Origin of the sequence: uncultured Citricoccus sp. (assembly GCF_937871995.1) — a bacterium.
Lineage (GTDB): Bacteria > Actinomycetota > Actinomycetes > Actinomycetales > Micrococcaceae > Citricoccus.
Genome location: NZ_CALMQR010000139.1, coordinates 1 through 18,449, shown reverse-complemented (window position 1 = coordinate 18,449; position 18,449 = coordinate 1). Strand labels below are relative to the sequence as shown.

Annotated in this window: 20 protein-coding genes; 9 read left to right on the top strand and 11 right to left on the bottom strand. The window is 61.3% G+C overall.

The window, feature by feature from the left end; genetic code table 11:
* Nucleotides 1-96 precede the first annotated feature (96 nt).
* The 3 genes from Q0283_RS16415 to Q0283_RS17675 all read left to right on the top strand — a co-directional run bounded on the left by Q0283_RS16415 (nt 97) and on the right by Q0283_RS17675 (nt 1,942).
* Entirely contained in the window at nt 97-1,017 is a 921-nt protein-coding gene (locus tag Q0283_RS16415; RefSeq protein WP_298045660.1) for a polysaccharide deacetylase, read from the top strand.
* A 287-nt stretch (nt 1,018-1,304) separates the two neighbouring features.
* Nucleotides 1,305-1,550, top strand: coding sequence for an SDR family oxidoreductase (locus Q0283_RS16410; RefSeq protein ID WP_298045659.1), 246 nt, complete (start codon nt 1,305-1,307; stop codon nt 1,548-1,550).
* Nucleotides 1,451-1,942: an SDR family oxidoreductase gene (locus Q0283_RS17675; protein ID WP_366134755.1), complete on the top strand. Its 492-nt coding sequence runs from the start codon at nt 1,451-1,453 to the stop codon at nt 1,940-1,942. Before Q0283_RS16410 ends, Q0283_RS17675 begins: the two co-directional genes overlap by 100 nt.
* Nucleotides 1,943-2,264: 322 nt before the next feature.
* Here the strand turns inward: Q0283_RS17675 and Q0283_RS16405 are convergent, their stop codons facing one another.
* Nucleotides 2,265-2,609 carry a hypothetical protein gene (locus Q0283_RS16405; RefSeq protein WP_298045658.1) on the bottom strand — a complete coding sequence of 115 codons (345 nt, stop codon included), beginning with the start codon at nt 2,607-2,609 and terminating at the stop codon, nt 2,265-2,267.
* Nucleotides 2,610-2,928: 319 nt separating this feature from the next.
* Here Q0283_RS16405 and Q0283_RS16400 point away from each other — a divergent pair, with 319 nt between their 5' ends.
* Nucleotides 2,929-3,258 (top strand): DUF6504 family protein, encoded by a 330-nt coding sequence (locus Q0283_RS16400; RefSeq protein WP_298045680.1) that lies wholly within the window; start codon nt 2,929-2,931, stop codon nt 3,256-3,258.
* On the opposite strand, the gene nrdH is transcribed toward Q0283_RS16400, so the two are convergent.
* Complete coding sequence (nrdH, locus tag Q0283_RS17670; RefSeq protein WP_366134752.1) at nt 3,183-3,569, bottom strand: glutaredoxin-like protein NrdH; 387 nt, start codon at nt 3,567-3,569, stop codon at nt 3,183-3,185. The genes Q0283_RS16400 and nrdH overlap by 76 nt on opposite strands.
* Before the next feature lie 99 nt (nt 3,570-3,668).
* Nucleotides 3,669-3,932: a hypothetical protein gene (locus tag Q0283_RS16390; protein WP_298045657.1), complete on the bottom strand. Its 264-nt coding sequence runs from the start codon at nt 3,930-3,932 to the stop codon at nt 3,669-3,671.
* Between the two features lie 580 nt (nt 3,933-4,512).
* Between Q0283_RS16390 and Q0283_RS16385 the strand changes: the two genes are divergently transcribed.
* Nucleotides 4,513-5,565 carry a YhcG family protein gene (locus tag Q0283_RS16385; protein ID WP_298045656.1) on the top strand — a complete coding sequence of 351 codons (1,053 nt, stop codon included), beginning with the start codon at nt 4,513-4,515 and terminating at the stop codon, nt 5,563-5,565.
* Between the two features lie 174 nt (nt 5,566-5,739).
* On the opposite strand, the gene Q0283_RS16380 is transcribed toward Q0283_RS16385, so the two are convergent.
* The 4 genes from Q0283_RS16380 to Q0283_RS16365 form a co-directional block, all read right to left on the bottom strand.
* Nucleotides 5,740-6,915: an MFS transporter gene (locus Q0283_RS16380; protein WP_298045654.1), complete on the bottom strand. Its 1,176-nt coding sequence runs from the start codon at nt 6,913-6,915 to the stop codon at nt 5,740-5,742.
* 110 nt (nt 6,916-7,025) lie between these two features.
* Entirely contained in the window at nt 7,026-8,039 is a 1,014-nt protein-coding gene (locus Q0283_RS16375; protein ID WP_298045653.1) for a tripartite tricarboxylate transporter substrate binding protein, read from the bottom strand.
* Between the two features lie 84 nt (nt 8,040-8,123).
* Nucleotides 8,124-8,690: a tripartite tricarboxylate transporter TctB family protein gene (locus tag Q0283_RS16370; protein WP_298045652.1), complete on the bottom strand. Its 567-nt coding sequence runs from the start codon at nt 8,688-8,690 to the stop codon at nt 8,124-8,126.
* Entirely contained in the window at nt 8,687-10,234 is a 1,548-nt protein-coding gene (locus Q0283_RS16365; protein WP_298045651.1) for a tripartite tricarboxylate transporter permease, read from the bottom strand. The genes Q0283_RS16370 and Q0283_RS16365 overlap by 4 nt, the downstream gene beginning before the upstream one ends.
* A gap of 405 nt (nt 10,235-10,639) precedes the next feature.
* On the opposite strand from Q0283_RS16365, the gene Q0283_RS16360 reads away from it, so the two are divergent.
* Together Q0283_RS16360 and Q0283_RS16355 are read left to right on the top strand one after the other, a co-directional pair.
* Entirely contained in the window at nt 10,640-11,299 is a 660-nt protein-coding gene (locus tag Q0283_RS16360) for a FadR/GntR family transcriptional regulator (RefSeq protein ID WP_298045649.1), read from the top strand.
* Nucleotides 11,300-11,347: 48 nt separating this feature from the next.
* On the top strand, nt 11,348-12,604 hold the full coding sequence (locus Q0283_RS16355) for an NAD(P)/FAD-dependent oxidoreductase (protein WP_298045648.1): 1,257 nt from the start codon (nt 11,348-11,350) through the stop codon (nt 12,602-12,604).
* 47 nt (nt 12,605-12,651) lie between these two features.
* Here the strand turns inward: Q0283_RS16355 and Q0283_RS16350 are convergent, their stop codons facing one another.
* The 4 genes from Q0283_RS16350 to Q0283_RS16335 are packed head-to-tail and all read right to left on the bottom strand — an operon-like array spanning nt 12,652 to nt 16,527.
* Nucleotides 12,652-13,653: a hypothetical protein gene (locus Q0283_RS16350; protein WP_298045646.1), complete on the bottom strand. Its 1,002-nt coding sequence runs from the start codon at nt 13,651-13,653 to the stop codon at nt 12,652-12,654.
* Complete coding sequence (locus Q0283_RS16345) at nt 13,650-14,660, bottom strand: amidohydrolase family protein (RefSeq protein WP_298045644.1); 1,011 nt, start codon at nt 14,658-14,660, stop codon at nt 13,650-13,652. The genes Q0283_RS16350 and Q0283_RS16345 overlap by 4 nt, the downstream gene beginning before the upstream one ends.
* The gene (locus tag Q0283_RS16340; RefSeq protein ID WP_298045643.1) at nt 14,657-15,364 is read right to left on the bottom strand and encodes a 4-carboxy-4-hydroxy-2-oxoadipate aldolase/oxaloacetate decarboxylase; all 708 of its coding nucleotides are present in this window, start codon (nt 15,362-15,364) and stop codon (nt 14,657-14,659) included. The genes Q0283_RS16345 and Q0283_RS16340 overlap by 4 nt, the downstream gene beginning before the upstream one ends.
* Complete coding sequence (locus Q0283_RS16335) at nt 15,364-16,527, bottom strand: zinc-binding dehydrogenase (protein WP_298045642.1); 1,164 nt, start codon at nt 16,525-16,527, stop codon at nt 15,364-15,366. Before Q0283_RS16335 ends, Q0283_RS16340 begins: the two co-directional genes overlap by 1 nt.
* Nucleotides 16,528-16,613: 86 nt before the next feature.
* Between Q0283_RS16335 and Q0283_RS16330 the strand changes: the two genes are divergently transcribed.
* Both Q0283_RS16330 and Q0283_RS16325 read left to right on the top strand, forming a co-directional pair.
* Nucleotides 16,614-17,543, top strand: a complete 930-nt coding sequence (locus Q0283_RS16330) for a hypothetical protein (RefSeq protein ID WP_298045640.1) — start codon at nt 16,614-16,616, stop codon at nt 17,541-17,543.
* Complete coding sequence (locus tag Q0283_RS16325) at nt 17,543-18,040, top strand: RpiB/LacA/LacB family sugar-phosphate isomerase (protein ID WP_298045679.1); 498 nt, start codon at nt 17,543-17,545, stop codon at nt 18,038-18,040. Before Q0283_RS16330 ends, Q0283_RS16325 begins: the two co-directional genes overlap by 1 nt.
* Nucleotides 18,041-18,449 lie beyond the last annotated feature (409 nt).

Genomic DNA, 18,449 nt, shown 5'->3' with positions numbered 1-18,449 from the left:
CCGGGGCGCCCGGCACGAGATTCAGACTCCGGGTGATGAACACGCGCCCGGTCTTCAACCACCAGTATTCGAATCACAACGAAGGAGAGCATTCACATGGGTCATCTCAAGTTGCCTGAGGGCAAGAAGATCGCCGTCAACCTGGGGACCGACTTCGACGCCCAGTCCCTGTGGATGGGCGGGTTCAACAAGCCCAGCCCGTCCTACATGTCCCGCGGGGAGTTCGGCGCCATGGTGGGCGTGCCGCGGCTGCTGGAGCTGTACGAGAAGTACGACGTCACCACCACCTGGTTCACCCCCGGGCACACCGTCGATACCTTCCCCGGGGCCTGCGAGGCCGTCGCGGAGAAGGGCCACGAGTTCGGCCACCACGGCTACTTCCACGAGAACCCCACCCTCATCGACGCCGGTTGCGAAGAGGAACTTATCGACCGTGCGTTCGACACGTTCGAGAAGCGACTCGGGATCCGTCCTACGGGGTATCGCTCCCCGTACTGGGACTACTCGGACAACACCCTGGACATCGTCGAGAAGAAGGGCTTCAAGTACGACTCCTCGTTGATGGGTCGCGACCTTGTGCCATACCGCCCGCAGCGGTGGGCCATCGATTGGGAGAACGGCAATAAGGCGGGCAAGGCCAGCCACGTCATCGAGATTCCCGTCAGCTGGTACCTGGACGACTTCCCTGCGCTGGGATGTGTGACCGGATATCAGGTCGGCCAACAGGACTCGAAGACCATCTACGAACGCTGGCGCGACATCTTCGACTACGGCTACGAACGCGTCGAGAACGCCGTCTACACCTCGTGCGTGCACCCCCAGACGATTGGTCAGCCTCACCACATGATGTGGTACGAGGACCTGATCAAATACATGGCCAGCAAGGACGGCGTCTGGTTCGCCACCCTCGACGAGATCGCCGACTGCTGGGTCGACGACGACGAGGATAAGGAAAAGATGGAACTGCCGGACATCCGGACCACTGCTCCTCGCCCGGAGTACTACCCCAACTTCTAATCAACCCGCTCGGTGTGGGCCACCGTCCCGCACCGAGCTCCTCCTCCTGAAGGGACCGCCTGTGCGGCCCGGTCTCCGGGCCGCACAGTGCTTCCTGCCCACATCGCCCCAGCGCCTACCTCCCGCTTGATCCGGGCCGGGTCCCTCCGTGCCGTTCCCGGCGCTGGCCTCTCGCGCCTGCCGTCGGCATCGATCCGTCATCGCGTCACTCCCCTCGCCATCTTCAGAAAGTAGGAATCAGCTATGGGAAACAGGCTCGCAGGCACGGTCGTCATCCTCACCGGAGCATGGGCGCCGCTCAAGCCGAGCTGTTCGTCGCCGAAGGAGCTCAGGTCGTGATCGCCGACATCCTCGACGACGAAGGGCATCAGCTGGCCGACAAGCTTGGCGACGCCGCCTGCTACATCCACCTCGACGTCAGCAGCGAAGAGCAATGGAATGCTGCGGTGCAATTCGCCCTGGACGCTTTCGGCACCATCGACATCCTGGTCAACAACGCCGACGTCTACCACCGGCCTCCTTCGAGGAACTGACCGTAGATTTGATCGACTTCCACTGCCGGGTCAACCAGCTCGGCGTGTTCCTGGGCCTGCGGGCCGTCTACGAGCACATGAAGTCCCGGGGCACCGGGGCGATCATCAACGTCTCCTCCATCTCCGGCCTCGGGGCCCTGCCCGGCCATGCCGCCTACGGCACCACCAAGTGGGCGGTGCGCGGCCTGACCAAGTACGCCGCCGTCGAGTTCGGCCGCCACGGGATCCGGGTCAACTCCACCACCCGGGCTTCGGCACCCTGCTGCCCCGCATCTCCGAGAGCTTCAACTGGTCCACCTCAGAAGCCCTCTTGGCTTCCACCCTGGTCAGCGTGGGCACGGCCATCGTCCTGTTCACCATGGGTCCCTCGTGGACAAGATGGGTCGTCGTAAGGGTATGATCACCTCCGTCTTTGGGACCGCGGTCTCCTCAGCGGCCTCTGCGGCAGCAACCGGGGCGGCCAGCTTCGTCGGCCTCCGCTCGTACACCGTCACCAGGTACCGGAGGACGTAGGCCGACTTGCGCTGGTTAGCTCGGGCGATTTGGTCGACGCGGACACCTCGTTGGTACATCAGCACCCACTCGCGGTGCGCCAACCGCGGATACCGTGCACGGTCAAACGGGTCAGGCAGCTCGGGCACCTTCTCATCTTGGCAGGAACCCTTGCACGCAACAGGCGCGTCCACGCGCGGTTGCTCCCCCGGAGCTATGGGTTCAGTCTTCGAGCTTGTCGTAGGGATCTCGCCAGGTGGATTCGTCGCGGTTGATTCGGGTGACCCACCCGGCAGGGACCCAGACATTGTGTACCTCAACACCACCGTCGGTGGCCCAGTGCAACAGGACGTGGGTGCGGGAGATACCGGTGATCTTGGCATCCACGGTGCCGTGCTCGGGTAGTTCGGCTCGCGCGCACGGTTCTGAACGGTAGCGGGTGCGGGTGACCTCTCCGGGGTGGGTGAAGGCCGGTGGTTCGAACACCGGGAAGTGGACCGGGGTTTGGAGGCGATGACGACCGAATCCGCCGACATCGTAGCCTCCGGCTCGTTTCATCCACACCATGGACCGAGGATACGGCTGCAGGCCCCACCGTTAGGGACTGCCCTACCTTCGATCTCTGTCCCTGTTTCCCCGGTGGTCTTTGGGTCGCTGGAGCGTCAAAGAGGAACGTGACTTGCAGTGCTTAGCGTGTCCGCCTGGGTTCGTAGGGTGCCCCTCGGATGGCGCTTTTCCTCGCCGGCCGGTCCTCGCCCGGGCTGTTCATCGTCCCGTTCCTTCCCAGACGGTGACGTCACCCGGTCCATGAATGACCGGTCATCCCGTCATCTTCGGTGGCGGGTTCTGGTCAGCAGCATGGATATGGGAAGGGGCGATGGCGCCGGTGGGAGTGTTCACGCAGTCAGTAGGGGTGGAACGGTATCCGAATGGGATGCCGCGGTTTGTGGACTGGCAGGGTCGGCGCTATGTAGTGGCCGCGGAACCGGTGCGCTGGTACGAGCGCCGCCGGTGGTGGGTGGAGGAGCGCCGGGCCGAACGCGGCCGTGGTGACGGGTTGATCGATCACGAGATTTGGCGGTTGCAGGTGCGTCTGGCTGCCGCCCGCCGCGCCCCATTGGTGACCCTAGATCTCGCCCATCACCGGGATTCGGGGCGGTGGCGGTTGATTCGGGTCCACGACGGGGTGGCCGCGTCCCTGCAGCACACGGCCTGAGCCCCGGTAAGCCCGGCACCGCCGGGGCCTGGCGTGGGCCCCGGCGAGGGTGGGTGTAAGACGAGGTGGGTCAGGGTGGTGGCGATCCGGTGGATCTGGTCGGGCTGGAACCCGGACCAGTGGTCCTGGTCATCGACGACCACGACCGGGGCCTGGGTGTAACCGAGCTCGTCCTGGATGTACTCCAGGGCCTCGGGGCGCTGGCGCACATCGACCTCTTCGAAGCTGACGCCGGCGGTGGTGAGGGCGTTCTTGGTGAATCGGCACTGCATGCAGGCCGGGCCGGTGGTGTAGACGGTGATGTTACGCATCGGTGCGTTCTCCTTCACTGCGTGGCTCCTCCGGGATAGCACCCGGTACGGACACGCTTGGTTCGGTCGGTCGTGGGTGTTGGGTTGTTTGGCTGATGGTTAGGGGAGGAGCAGGGTGGGATCGATGCTGTCGCCGAACTGGGCGCCGGGGGCGCAGCGGGGGTGGGTGCCGCTGATGATCTGCTCGCGGACCCGGAATCCCAGGTCGGGGACCGCGTCCTGGACGAGTGCCCCGTCGAGCAGGGCGTCGGCTTGGTGCTGGGGGATGGTGATCCACCCCTTCTGTCCGCAGAACGGGCAGGTGGGGGTGAGGATGTCGGCGTGACCGGGTTGCATGCTGTCGTAGATGGTGTGCCGTCGCATGGTTTCCTCCGTGACTTTCGAGCGCCTCACCGTCGGGGGAGGCCGATGGGTGGAGCAGCAGGTGAGGGGGCCGGGTTCTTGGTGTGTTCCCCTCCTCGTTTTTTGCCTGCTGGCGAGCTCGCTCGCTTGTCCCGGACGGAACCGGCAGCAACCCGCAGGGCGGTGGCGGGGAGAAGTTGTGCGAGGAATTCAGGGAGCGTCAGCGACCGCCGAGCAGAAGTTCTCCCCGATACCGGCCCCGACGCAGGAGGGGCTTGTGCCGGTGGAGCCGGGGCGCATAATCCGCAGGACAGCAGCAAAAGACGGATGTAACCGGCCCGTCAGGGTCGGCCCCTGGCCCGTCGTGGTTCCGACGGGACAGGGCAAGCAGCCGGCCGGGTACGGCCGTCCACGGGTGGCGGTCCGAGCGAGCGAGGATCGCCACATGAGTGTCCTGGCTCGTGGCGTCCGGGTCCGGTGGGGTGTGGGTGCGACGTCTGTGACACCTCTTAGGTGATGACTCGCGCACCGTCGTCGCTCCGATGGTCCTATGGGCGGTCGCTGGGTAAACGTGGGGGAGGGGTCGGCTAGGGTCTGGTCCGTGACTTCGACCCCTGCCTCCCGACTACCGGATGATTACGCCCAGCTACTGGAGTCGCTGAAGTACCGGGTCCGGCAGGCCCAAACCACGGCCCGTCAGACGGTGAACACCGAGTTGATCCGTCTGTACTGGGCGATCGGACACGAAATCCTCATCCGACAGGACCAGCAGGGGTGGGGCACCGCGGTCGTGCGCCGACTGGCTGATGACTTGCGTACGGAGTTTCCGCAGATGACGGGTCTCTCGCGCAGCAATCTGTTCTACATGCGGGCCTTCGCGGCCGGCTGGCCTGCATGGGATCCAAATGTCCCACAGGCTGTGGGACAACTTCCCTGGGGTCACATTCGGGTCTTGTTGGACAAGTTGGAGAGCGTCGACGCCCGTGATTGGTACGCCGCCGCTGCGGTGGAGCACGGGTGGTCGCGCAACGTGCTGATGAACATGATCATGGGCCAGGCCATGGAACGCACGGGGTCAGCACCGTCGAACTTCGCCCAGCTGTTGCCGGCCCCGGATTCCGAGCTGGCCCAGCAAGCGGCAAAGGATCCGTATAACTTCGAATTCCTCGGCCTCTCCGGTGAAGTTGCCGAACGAGATCTCGAGCAACGGCTCACCGATCAGATTGTCGAGACTTTGCGTGAGCTCGGCCCCGGGTTCGCATTCGTCGGACGTCAGGTCCACGTGGAAGTCGAGGGGGACGATTTCTACATTGACCTGCTGTTCTTTCACATCGAGCAGTTGCGCTACTACGTCATCGAGCTCAAGACCGGGAAGTTCCAGCCCGAGTACGCCGGGAAGCTGAATTTCTACGTCGCGGTCGTAGACGACCACCTACGCCGGTCCTTCCACCATGACACCGTCGGCATTCTGATCTGCGGGTCCAAAAACGACCACACGGTGAGGTACTCCCTGGGACGGGCCACCTCACCGATGGCCGTGGCCGCCTATACCTACGAACAACTCCCTCCCAGCGACCGGGCCCTGGTACCTGCGGAGGAGCAGATTACCGCGGCTCTCGATGCTCTCCCGGAAGACCACGAACCCATGGAGTGACAGGCTTACTGAGTAACAGACTCTGTTTTCTGCCCTTACTGCCAGCCCGGGGTGGACACCGGCAATGGGGCATTCCTTCCTGGTGGAGCCTCCCGGTTGACCTGTTGATATTTTCGGTTGAGGTCGCTGTCTCTGCGGCAGGGGTGCTTCCCTTGCGTGGGCAGCTATCTTTCTTTAGTCCTGGGTGGGTGGCCGGAACTTGGCGCCAGCCACTATTCCGGGTACGCCAACTGCCACGGCGACGATCGTCGTCGCGACGGCTACGGACGGGATGATGAATACTAAGGCGCCGATGCCCATGGGGGTTACTAGTAGTGAGATGGCACGGAGTGTGCCGATTGATGCCATCGCACGACCGCGTTCTTGAGGTTGTACAGCATCCGTGGCGAGTGCGGGACCGAGAGTTTGCAGGATGCCGGCACCTACGCCAGAGATGAATAGGAAGATTCCCGTAGCGACGAGATGGTTGGTGAGGAATGCCATTGAAGCCACTCCTCCGATGGCAAGTGATGTAGCAAGAACAATCGACGCCCCGGGCCCTAACCGGCCAATCGGTTTAGCAACAGCGGAGCCCCCGAGCGCTGCGAGGTTTGCCAGCGTTGTCATTGCTCCCGCAACCGGGATGGAGTGTCCGGCCTCAGTCAGCAGGATGGGCAGGTACGAGTTCAGAATGCCCCTCCACGCTCCTGCCGTAGCGCCCATCCAGCCTGCGGTTATCACATCGCTGCGCCGCCACACAGGGATGGACTCGTTCGTCTTATCCGTAGGGGCTCGCGCAAACGGTTCGTATCGAATAAGAAATGAACAGCTGAGGATGCCCCCTGTGGCGATGCCCGCGGCAACGAAGAGGGCTAACTGGAGTGAGGTGGCACCAAGGAATCCAGCGAGCAGGGGACCGGTGAGTAGACCGATCCCATTGGTCACGTTCATCATGGCCAGCGCAGAGACCGCGGGTCTGGCCGCACGAACCACGTGCGTTTGTCCGCCGGTGAAGAAATAGGCGCGGGCTGCTCCTTGAAGCAGTTGTGAGACAACGAAGGCCCACAGCTCATCGCTGACCCCCAGGAGCGCGCAAGAAATCGCGAGCAGAATCAAGGCGAAGTGGATGAAGAACCTCGTGCTGAACCGGTCCATCAGCGCGCCCATGCCGGCTCGCACGATAATTTGCGCGACAGCGGATACCCCTACGAGGAGTCCCACGACGCCTAGTTGGTATCCGGCTGCCGTGGCTACGAGCGGAACGACAACGGTTGCCATTCCGAGCGCAACCGAGAACAAAAATATAGTGATCTGGGCCAGGAAGTCCTCGCGTCGCGAGATAAGGATTGGGGGGTCCGATGCCGGCGACATGTTGTTTATCCGTCCTCGCGAGGTGAGTGCCGCTAAAGAGAAAAAGGAGCCCTTCGTCTCCGCGCAGTATGCGCGGAGACGAAGGGCTTGAGGTCACAGGTGCAGACGCGTCAATACGATGCTTTGAGCACGTCAAGGAATCGCGTCGATACCTCATCGAGGCGAGGAATGACCTCGGTACGCAGGTCTTCACCCGACACGTAGGACAGTTCTCGCTGCATCTTCTCGGCCTGTTGCAGCACCTCGGGGTCTTCTACTGCAGCTGCCAGTGCGTCCTGCAAGCAGCTAAGCGTTTCCGGTTCCATTCCTGCCGGCGCGACGAGGGGCCGGCCGAACTCTGTCAGCGACTTGATATCGTCCAGCAAGGTCTCTGTATCCTCTGAGAGCTCGAGATCGCCAAATACGGTGGCCTCGGCAGCGTCTGCGGGGGCTTCCTCAGCGAAGGACAGCACCGCGGTTGTCTCCCCGCTCTTGATGCTGGCTCGACGGCTATCCAGGGGCCCAGCGATGGCGTCGACATTGCCCTGGATGAGCGCGAGATCGGTCTCCGACTGGCTGTTGAATCCCACAACGACTTCAGCATTCTTCAGGGCGAAGGCTTGGATGAGCATGTTGGCAACGATGTAATCCGAGGACCCTCGTCCGGTTGAGCCGAACTTGAACCCGTCGCTCTTGGTGACGTCGTCCCATGTCTGATACCCGCTGTCGGCGTTTGTAGTGACCACCAAGTCGTCGGCGGCGACCCGCCCGATGTAGCTGAGATCATCGAAGCCGAATTCCGGTCCCTCGGCGCCTGCAAGAATGGCTGCCGCGGCGCCCGTGCCATTCACGATGGCGATCTGCGTGCCGTCCGGCGGGGCTGCGGTGAGCTGGTTGATGGCCAGGAGACCGCCCGCGCCAGGCTTGTTAATTGGAAGCACCTTAGCGCCCAAGGCGTTCTCGAGGCCGGGGATGATGACTCGAGCGAGGATATCGTAGCCCCCGCCAGAGTTGTACGGGATGACAAGCTCAACCGTCTTGCCTTTGAAGGAGGAGCATCCCTCCGCTATACCGCCCGGGGAACCGGTGTTTTCTTGCCCTGATGCAGCGCATCCACTCAGTGCCAGAGCGCCGATCACGCTCATACCGATAGCAGCGCGAGAGACGGGTGCTTTTCTTTGAATCATGAAAATGCCTTCCTGGATATTGTTCGGGTTTCGACGCGGGCGTTATCCCCCGGGAAACAAGACTCCGGGGGGACTGGGGATATAAGTCAGTCCTCGCATGAGGCCCCACAGAAGCCCCGTGAGGATCACTGTGTAGATGACAGAGAAGAGCCAAGATTTCTGGCCGACGACGACCAAATACACCAATGAAAGAGCGGCCGCGGCGATGAATAATCCACACAGGTAGAGAACGAGGAAGAAGCCACAGATAAAGCCGATGGTCGTGATCCACACCCGCTTCGGGGTATTCGACAGAATGTACTCTGCGTCGTTTGGGTCATCTTGGTCCGTGTCCGAGACATCTTCCACCGTCGACGTAGGTTCATGCACAGCAGTGGCAGGCAGTGCGACTGGCGTTTCCTCATCGAGCCGCCGACGAGCTACGGTCGCGCCCACGACCATCCACGCTGCACACAACATGCCCAGTCCGGCAGCCACACGGGGGAGTAGCAGCGACATTGACGAGGAGTAAGTGAAGCTCAAGGCAAGTGCTCCACCGCAGATGATGAAAATGGCGCACGACAGAATGAGGTCTGGCTTGGCAAGTCCTCGCACCGATTGAGCCTTCACTTCTTGTCTCCTACCGAATGGACGTCCTGAGTACTCAGAACATTGCTTGGTGCGGGGGTCAGGCGGGCCTTGTGATCTCGTCGCACGGCGCGAATGCTGAAGAACAATGTCACTACAACGCCCGCGCCTACGATGATCACGCCCGGGCGAGTCAACCAATCAAGGCCGAACATCGTATTGGAGAGGTTCAGATACTGCTCGAGGAGTTGTCCGAGCACGACTGCGAGCAGGAAAGGCACGCGAGGCCAGTCCCACCTCAGACACACTGTGCCGAGGACAGCTGCGCCAATCATGACGAACAGATCGCCCCAGCTGTTGTTGTTGTTCGTCGTATAAGCGCCGATCACCAGAAACATGAACAGGATCGGCGTGAGCACGGGTCCGCTGATCCTCGTCAGGGTGGCGAGCGGGCGAACGAGGGCCAATGCCAGAACAACTCCGAGGATGCCGGCAATCACCACGGTCCACACCATCGAAAACGTGATGTCCAGTTGCGTCGTCAGCATCTCTTGCCCTGGGTTGACTCCTAGGATGAGGAGCCCGCCGAGCAGGACTGCAGTGGCTGCTCCGCCAGGGATTCCAAACGCAATCGTGGGGATGAGCGATCCTGCGTCTTTCGCGTTGTTTGTGGCACCGGCCGCCACGAGTCCGTCGACCGCACCCTTGCCGAACTGTTCCGAATTCTTGGACGACTGGCGGGCCTGCCCGTACGAGATCCACTGAGCGACCGTTCCCCCGAGGCCCGGCAGCATTCCAATCGCGACGCCAATAGACGACGAACGCAGCACCACTGGCCAGTTGCGGAGGGCGTCGGCGACGCCGCGCGTCGTTCCAGCCAGCTTGGCATCGAGCGGGCCGTTGGCGATGGACGAGCGGGACAGCATCAGCTGTAGTACTTCGGCACCACCAAAGAGCCCTACGACGATGGGGATGAGCGGGATGCCGCCCCACAGGTACATCTGGTCGAAGGTGAATCGGGGCAGGCCTGCCGAGGGGTCGGATCCGACGAAGGAGACGAGTAGGCCCAGTGCCACCATCGCCAACCCCTTAGTCGGACTCTTGCCAGCGAGGGTCACCACGAAGGTCAAGCCGAGAAGTACGAGCATGAAGAACTCGGGGGCGCCCAGCATGAGCACCACGGGACGGATCACGGTGATGAAGATTCCGAGCACGATCGCCCCGAAGACGATGCCTAATGCCGAGCTGGTGAGCACGATTCCCAGCGCGCGGCCCCCTTGCCCCTTCTTGGTGAGGGGATATCCATCGAGCACTGCCGCGGCGGAGGTGGCTTCCCCGGGAATGCCGAAGAGCACGGATGTAATGTCTCCCGCCGTCGTCGTGACGATCCACATGCTCAGAAGGAAAACGAGTCCCTGCACCGGCTCCATGGCGAAGGTGAACGGGAGCAGAAGGGCGAGCGTTACCGCTCCGCCCAGTCCGGGCAGAATTCCCACGATGAATCCAATGAGCATTCCACCGACCATGAGGCCCAAGGTTTCCCATTGTAGGACCTGACTTAGACCACTACCGATCGCCTCGATCATGTGAGCTCTCCCTTAAGGTATGCACGGCGTGAGATGTGCAGAGCTACACCGTGCAAAGTATTTCGATGCAGCAGTCCTGGAGCCTGCCGTCGCGTCGCTGACACCATCGAGCGCCTTCCGTCCCATTGTGATAATTCGCAGCGTCACATCCTCGCCTTGTTTTGAGCGCAGACGTGACGGGCGTCATATGACTAATGGCATGACCATATCACCATTGGATGACCCGAGACAGAGGTATCCTCATCCTGCATGCATGCACCTAGATGGAGCGGTATGCGGCCCGTTACTTCGTATCCGCCGCCTTGGATCACCCGACGCACCTGACAGGAGACGGCATTGTCCGCCACCCCCACTTCTTCCCCACTCTTCAACCAGGTGAATGTAGACCGTGCATCTCATGCCATCGTGGAGCAGATTCAGCAGCTCTTAAGGGACGGCTCCCTCAAGCCGGGGGACCGTCTGCCCACGGAGCGCGATCTGTGCCAGCAACTTGGCGTGAGTCGGGCGACAGTTCGGGAGGCCTTGCGCATCCTCGAGGCAACCGGGTTCATCGAAGTGCGCCTCGGTGCCCACGGCGGGTCTTTCTTGACCTCGCCCTCACTCGAAGTAGTGGGGGAGAACCTTGCGAACCTGCTGACCCTCTCGCCCATTACAGCCAGTGCTGCCACGGAGGCGCGGCAGGTGTTCGAGCTTGGCATCCTTCCCCTCATCCTCGAACGCGCCACGCCAGAAGATATCGCTGTCCTCCGCAGCCTCGTCGCCGAAGCGAGGGCCGCCCAGGCGAAGGGCCTGTACTCCACGGATATGTCCGCCGCATTCCACGTGCGCTTGGCCGCCTGCACCCACAACCCCGCCATCGAAGCCCTGATGCATAGCTTCTACGGACCCCTGAGCTCCTCTCTGCGCCAAGCCAAGAATCTAGCCCCGAACATGGGCACCAAGGGGATCGAAGAACACGACGAAATCGTTGACGCCATCGAGAATCATGATTTGAGCCGCGCGCACGAGATCCTCTCGGATCACATCGAACGCACCGCGCAGCGCGTCGCTGCAACAGAAGGCTAGGCAGCATTCTGCCTCCATGGTCTAATGGTCTTACCCTTAAGGAGGACCATGGACTACACAGCGACTTCTCCCGTGCCCGCCGGCACCTTGATTATTGGTGCCGGCCAGGCCGGGCTTCAGCTTGCCTCCACCCTGCGCGAGTTGGGTGAAACGGCGCCAATTACAGTTGTCGGCGGTGAAAGCCGGCCGCCTTATCAGCGGCCACCCCTGTCGAAGGCGTTCCTGAGCGGTGAAGCTGCAGAACAGGAATTGGCGCTGCGCGGGGCGGACTACTACGCCTCACTTGGCATCACCCTGATTTGCGGGGAATGGGTTGAGGAATTGCAGCTGCACGACGCAGGGGCAGGGGCGGGAAAAGCGTTAACCCGTAGCGGTCAGACCCTGAGTTTCGACCGGCTCGCGCTTACCGTGGGTGGTACTCCCCGACGTCTACGTGCGCCCGGGGCAGACCTGGAAGGCATTCATTATCTGCGTACCCTGGATGACGCCCTGGCTCTGCGTGAATCTCTGAACCAGGCCTCCCATGTTGTTGTGGTGGGCGGTGGGTTCGTCGGACTGGAGATTGCCGCGGCGGCAACAGCATCTGGGAAAAACGTAACCGTCCTGGAAGCGCAGGACCGTCTCATGGCACGAGCCGTCGCGCCGGTGATGTCTCAGTTCTATGCGGATGCGCATCGTCGTCGTGGTGCACGTATCGAACTGGATGCCGCCGTGTCCGGTTTCCGCGGGACTGACCGTGTCAGCGGCGTCGAACTTGCTGATGGCCGTGTGATTGAGGCCGACGTGGTGGTTGTCGGTATCGGGCTGATCGTCCATACAGACCTCGCTGCGTCCTTGGGGTTGACCAGCGAACTGGGTATTGAGGTGGATGCCGGGGGGCGCACCCGCATCCCTGGCATCGTGGCCGCCGGGGACTGTGCAGTGAATTCGCATCCCTTGCACGGGCCCCTTCGGCTTGAATCAGTTCCGAATGCGATCGCGCAGGCTAAGGCCGCGGCTGCGAGCCTGATGGGTCGGACGCCCGGTGTTATGCCCGTCCCGTGGTTCTGGTCGGATCAGGCTGATCTGAAGCTCCAGATGGCCGGCCTGACTATGGGATATGACGAGGTGGTGATCCGCGGGGATATGGACAGCGAATGTTTTTCCGCCCTGTACTACCGGGAGGGCCAAGTCGTATCCATTGAGTCGGTTAATGCTCCGCGCGATTACATGACGACGAGGCGCATCCTCGAGTCAGGGGGCAACATTCCCGTGAATGCTGCGGGGAACCTCGATATCCCGCTGAAAACCCATCTCCGGCGCTAACGGAGTTGTTCGGCCGGACGTCCATGGGACGGTCCGGCCGAACAACCTCAAATGACGAAGCTTTCCAGTGATTCCGGCGCGAAGAGGTCCTCTGGGCTTCTACGTGTCGTAGATAATCCCTGTTCGTAGTGGTACCTCAGAAACGTCGAGAGCACCTGGTGGTCGGTGGGTCCTAGTCCATATGACCAGTAGTCCTGGCCCAGGAGCTGTTGTGCCTCCTCGAGATGCTGAATCAGCCACGGCTCCATGAACCGCAACGCCGAGGAATCGTAGATGCGTGCTGCCGCCTGTTCCTTGGCCACGGTTAGCGCTTTGGTCAGTGTTTGTGCAACCCATGGATGACGCTCGTAAAGCTCTCGTTGAAGCACGACGACGTGCATGATCGGGAAGATTCGCGTATCTCGGAAGTAGGCTTCTTCAGCCGTCTTGGGATCGGGAAAGAGCCTTTTGACTGGACTTCCAGGCGTACCGAAAGTGCTCGGCACCCGCGGAGAGAAGATGGCGTCTAGCTCTCCTTCACAGAGCATTTCCGACAGCGTTTGGTCCGCACGAATCCGTTGGACATCGAAGGGGACCTCTACCCGGCTCTTCTCGATTCTCCCAGGCTTCTCCTGCCCGCCGGTCAAGAACCTCGAGGCATTGAGTGGCAGCTCATGGTAGTCAGCGAGAATTCCTCGCTGCCATACGCATGCCGTTAGTTGGATCTCGGGCATGCCGATTCGTTTGCCGTGCAGATCCGAGGGATCGTGAATCCCTGCCTCGGCGTTGATGAACATTCCACCGTGGCGGAATTGCCGGGAGGTGTAGATCGGGATAGCGATGAAGGGTGGTTTTCTTCCGACCTCAAGGGCGTTGAGAGTGGAGACGTAAGTCGACAACGACATTTCCGCGATGTCGAACTCTCGGTGCCGCGTCATCCGAAAGAAGGTTTCCTCTACGGGGAGGCGTAAGTATGTGAGGTCGATGCCCTCGACGCCCACGCTGCCGTCTTCTAGGGCTCGGGTGCGGTCGTAGTCTCCACAGGCGAAGGTCAGCTGCAGCCGGCTCATCCGACACGTTCCCGAACCCGCGTAGCCAATCGTGGGTATACCCGTAGCGCATTCTGGTGCGTGAGCTTGTCCCAGTTTGCGTGCCCTCGTTCGGAGGCCCGTAGGTACGTGAGGGTGTCATCCCATTCCACGCCGGTGTCTGGATCAGCCCCGCGCACGGCTCCCAACATTTCGGAGGCATAGAGGACGTTCGACGCGGGAATCACGTCGAGAAGCAGATCGATGCCAGGCTGGTGATACACGGCGGTGTCAAAGAACACGTTGCTCAGCAGCTCTGAGGGATCTCGCCACCCATGACGCATCGCTAGTCCACGGTAGCGCCCCCAGTGGTAGGGGATCGCCCCGCCGCCATGGGGGATGACGAGTCGTAACCCGGGAAACTGTGAGAGTACTTCCGACTGAAGCAACTGCATGAAAACGCTGGTGTCTGCGTTGAGGTAGTGCGCGCCTAGCGTGTGGAAGTTTGGATTACACGAGGTTGAGACGTGCACCATGAGTGGCACTTCTAAATGTTCTGCAGCCTCGAAGATGGGGAACCAGGAGGGGTCAGAGAGTGGCTTGCCCGCCCACGTTCCGGAGGGGTCTGGGTTGAGGTTCGCCCCAACAAATCCCAATTCCTCCACGGTGCGATGCAGTTCTGCTAGTACGCCGTCTAAGTTGCCGTCCGGGGTTTGCGGTAGCTGTGCCGCGGGAGCAAAGTGTGCCGGGTGGAGCTCGCTGACGCGGTGCACCATGTCATTCGAGGCTTGGGCCCACGCATTCGCGATGGCTGCCTCTGGCTCATGATGGGCCATTCCGGAGGCTCGAGGGGAGAACAGCATGAGGTCTCCGCCGCGTTCGCGCAGGATGCGGATCTGGTTGTCCTCCACACTGTCGCGAACTTCGTCGTCTGTGACCTGATCGGTGAGGGCGGCCGCACTAGGGTTTTCTCCCCGCAGTTGCGCTTCCCGGAATCGACGGAGTGCCTCTGGTTCGGTTGTGTAGTGCCCGTGGATGTCGATAATCATGACGGCTGGCCGTCCTTCCATTCGAGATAGTCGATGTATCGGACTCCCGCTGCCTTCACCATCGATCGCATGTTGTTCACGTCCAGGGCGATTTCTCCGTCCAGGTAGCGTGATCGCGATATGGCTTCTTTGGTTTCGCGTTCTTGGGCTGCGGTGAGGACTGCGGAAACCCGTGCACGGGGCACAATCACGACGCCGTCGTCGTCTGCCAGTACTGTGTCTCCGGGATGCACCATCCGATTCGCTATCGAGATCGGCGTGTTGACGTCGCCCAGGACGCCTTTGGTTGTTCCCTCCGCGGAGACGCACCGTGACCACACGGGAAATCCCATGGTTTCCAGATCGGCGAGGTCGCGGACACCTGCGTTGATGACTAGTCCTCGCACGCCTCTGGCTTTCAGTGAGGTCGCCAGGAGATCGCCGAAGTAACCCATATCGCACTGAACTGTGGGAGTCACGACGAGCAGGTCGGCCTCTTGGCATTGTTCGACCGCCACAGCGATAGTGGTGTTGTCCCCAGGGGCCACCGTGACGGTTACCGCTGAACCGGCGACGCGCGTTCCTCGTTGAACAGCTGTGATCTCCGGTGAGAGCAGTCCGGTACGGCCTTGTGCCTCGTGGACGGTCGCGACGCCGTACTCAGCAAGGGCATCGAGTAACTCAATGGGTGTTCGCGGCGTATTCGTGACAACGATCCCGGCCATTAGAGCCCTCCCGCGGTGTTTGTCTGCCCACCGGCGCACCCGACGAGCTCGGGCATCATGGAGATGTGGATCGCGTCTTCGTCTGTCTGTCCCGCTAGGACGCGAATGGCATGATCGACCTGGTCGATTCCATATCGGTGGGTGGCAAGCTTTTCCAGCGGGAACCGACCGGATGCGACCTGGGCGACGGCGAGTTCACATGCCCGGTAGGAGTGACCACGTGCAGACTTGATGGTGATCGACTTCTCGGTGATCTTTTTCAGGGGGAAGTCGGGAAATGCGGCCATCTCGCCTTGGACGAGCATCGTTCCATCACGGCGAGTGAGAACGTCCACGCCCAGTAATAGAGGTGCGGTGCCGGCTCGCGATGTGCAGTCGAGCACGTAATCGACCCCTCGGCCCTGGGTAAGGTCCATGATTTTTTCGCGGGCGTCTTCTTGCAGAATGTCGATCACCTCGTCGGCCCCGAGCTCGAGTGCGAGATTGAGCCTCTCCCGGTCTCGAGTGGTTCCGGACATGATGATCTGAGTGGCCCCGGCCTGCTTGGCTGCGACAAGTTGCGACAAGCCTTGTTGCCCCGGTCCTTGGATGAGGACGGTATCTCCGTAGCCAATGCCGGCAGTGAGCAAGGCCCACTCAATGCCGTTCGAGAGCGGCATAACAAGCCCCGCCAATTCTGGCGAGACCGCGTCGGGAATCTTGTGGAGGACTGCGTTCCACGGCAAGTACATGTACTCGGAGAACCCGCCCCAAAGACGTCCGGGGTTGTCCGAGGAGGTGTATCCAAAACGACGGGCGTCTGGATTGGTGCGCCAGTCCGTAGCTTCACAGTGGCGGTATTCACCGATACGACACCAGTCGCAGTTGTAACAGGCGACATAGTGTTCGACGAATACTCGGTCTCCCTCGCTCAGGCCATGTCGACGCTTGAACGCCTCTCCCGCCTCGGCGATGGTCCCAACATTCTCATGGCCCATGATGACGGGCCCCCGAGTCGAGGGCGTGTCAGGGGGTGAGAAGTACAGCTTGGCGTCAGTGCCACAAATCCCGGCCACCTCGATCTTGATCAATGCAGAGTCAACGTCGATGTGCGGCTTGGGGAACTCGCGCATCTCTGTTACCCCGGGAGCGGTCCGCACCGCTGCGAGCACTGATTTAGTCATTGAGCATCCTTGGCGTAGCGATTGGAATAATGGTCTTACCAGAGTAGCATTCGAGGCAAGAGGCCGTTCAGACACCACGGAGAGCTATGCGCCTATCAACACTCACTCGCCCGCAAGGAGCCAATCGAGCCCTAATCGACCATGAGGTCTGCGTTCCTGCTGTCGATTTCGACTTCGTCGATGAGCCGGTTTTGGTGAAGGGATTTCGAAAAATGGTTCGGTCCCTTGAGTTCGACGTAGCCGAGATGGCCCTCACGACGTACCTGGTGGCGAAAGAGCATGGTGCGGCTTTTACTGCGTTGCCGATCTTCCTGGTGCGCGATTTCCACCATGGCGCTACGCAAGTCTTGAGGGAGCACCGTCACCGTCCCGTCGCGGAGCTTGCCGGTAAGCGCATCGGTGTGAATCGTGGTTATACGGTGACCACGGGCGTATGGGGGCGTGCGGCGCTGGCGGACGCTGGTCTTGATCTCGACACCGTGGCGTGGGTTTGTTCAGGTGACGAGCACGTCGCCACTTATGAGCCTCCACCAAACGTGGCTCGCGCGCGCGAAGGGGCAACGTTGGAACACATGCTCTTTGCAGGCGAGCTGGACGCAGTCGTCGGCGCGGGGATCAAGCACCCAGACGTGGTCACGCAGATTGCAGATCCAGACGACGTGGCCGCCGAGGTAGTCCGACAGAGGGATGTCTTTCCCATTAACCACCTCGTCGTCGTGCGTGATGACCTACTCGAGCAGCACCGAGATCTCGCACCCAAGATCTTTGAGGCGTTCTGCGAGGCGAAGCGCCAATACGTCAATCAATTGCACAGAAGCCCTGGAGATAGTCGCCAAGATCAAGTCCTGGCAAAAGTGGCGCAGATCAGAAGAGCAGATCCTTTGCCTTACGGTATTGCGGATAATCGAGCCACGCTCGAAGAACTGATCGATCATGCGATGAAGCAGCACATCATTCGCACTCGCCCCAAGGTTGAAGCTCTTTTCGCCACCGGCACCCAGGAGCTCCAAGGGTGATGCTCGAACCTGCTCGCATTGTGATCACCGGTGATCACCACGGCGTACGACTGATCGACCGCATCGTCGGTGTCCTCAGCGCGCGTGGACACCACATCACCGATTTGACCCCCCGCAGTGGCGGCACGGTGGATTACCCTCCACTGTGCGCTGCTGTGGGCCGAGCGGTCGCCCAAGGTGAAGCTGATGTGGGCATCGTTGTAGGGGGCAGCGGCCAGGGGGAAGTTATCGCGTGCAATAAGATTCCGGCGATTCGCGCAGGACTGGCGTATTCATCGTCTGCCGTAGACATTTCGCGTGGCAACAACGATGCCAACGTCATGGTGATTGGTACGAAAGTTGTTGAAGACGAGATGGCCCTCGCGTTGGTCGATCGATGGTTGACGACCCCCTTCAAAGGTGGCGTCCATGCCCAGCGAGTCGCACAAATCGCTCAACTCGAGGCCGGTTCCGTAAACAGTGGTTCGCTTCCGAATCCAGCAGAGGCAGGCGGGTGATTCGGGCACTAGTATTTCTCCGGAGTCGACCTTCGCTGCGGCCTCTTGGGCCATGGAGCATGAGCTGCCGGGCAGCCAAGAACATGCGTGCTCGAGACCCCCTTCTGAGTGTGAACGTTTTGGCTCGCTCCAAGCCCGCTGCTCAGGGACGTGTGACTCGAACAGAATCGTCCCTGGCGCTTGCCGTAGCCCTGCGTTCGTCCAAGGCGGCTGCCGCAAGAATGTGGTTGTTCTCAGATCGTTCGAGGGGAATGCTGATGGACCTGGGCTGGAAGGTCCGGCTTGTTTTGTCGGGACAATGGCTCAGTTCCTCTGAGGTCCGGTCACCATAACTGGAGCAAGGAGTCGGGGGGGTGGGACTGCTGCACCGATAGGTGACAGGGTGGGTCAGGCTGCCTAAGCGGCAGCT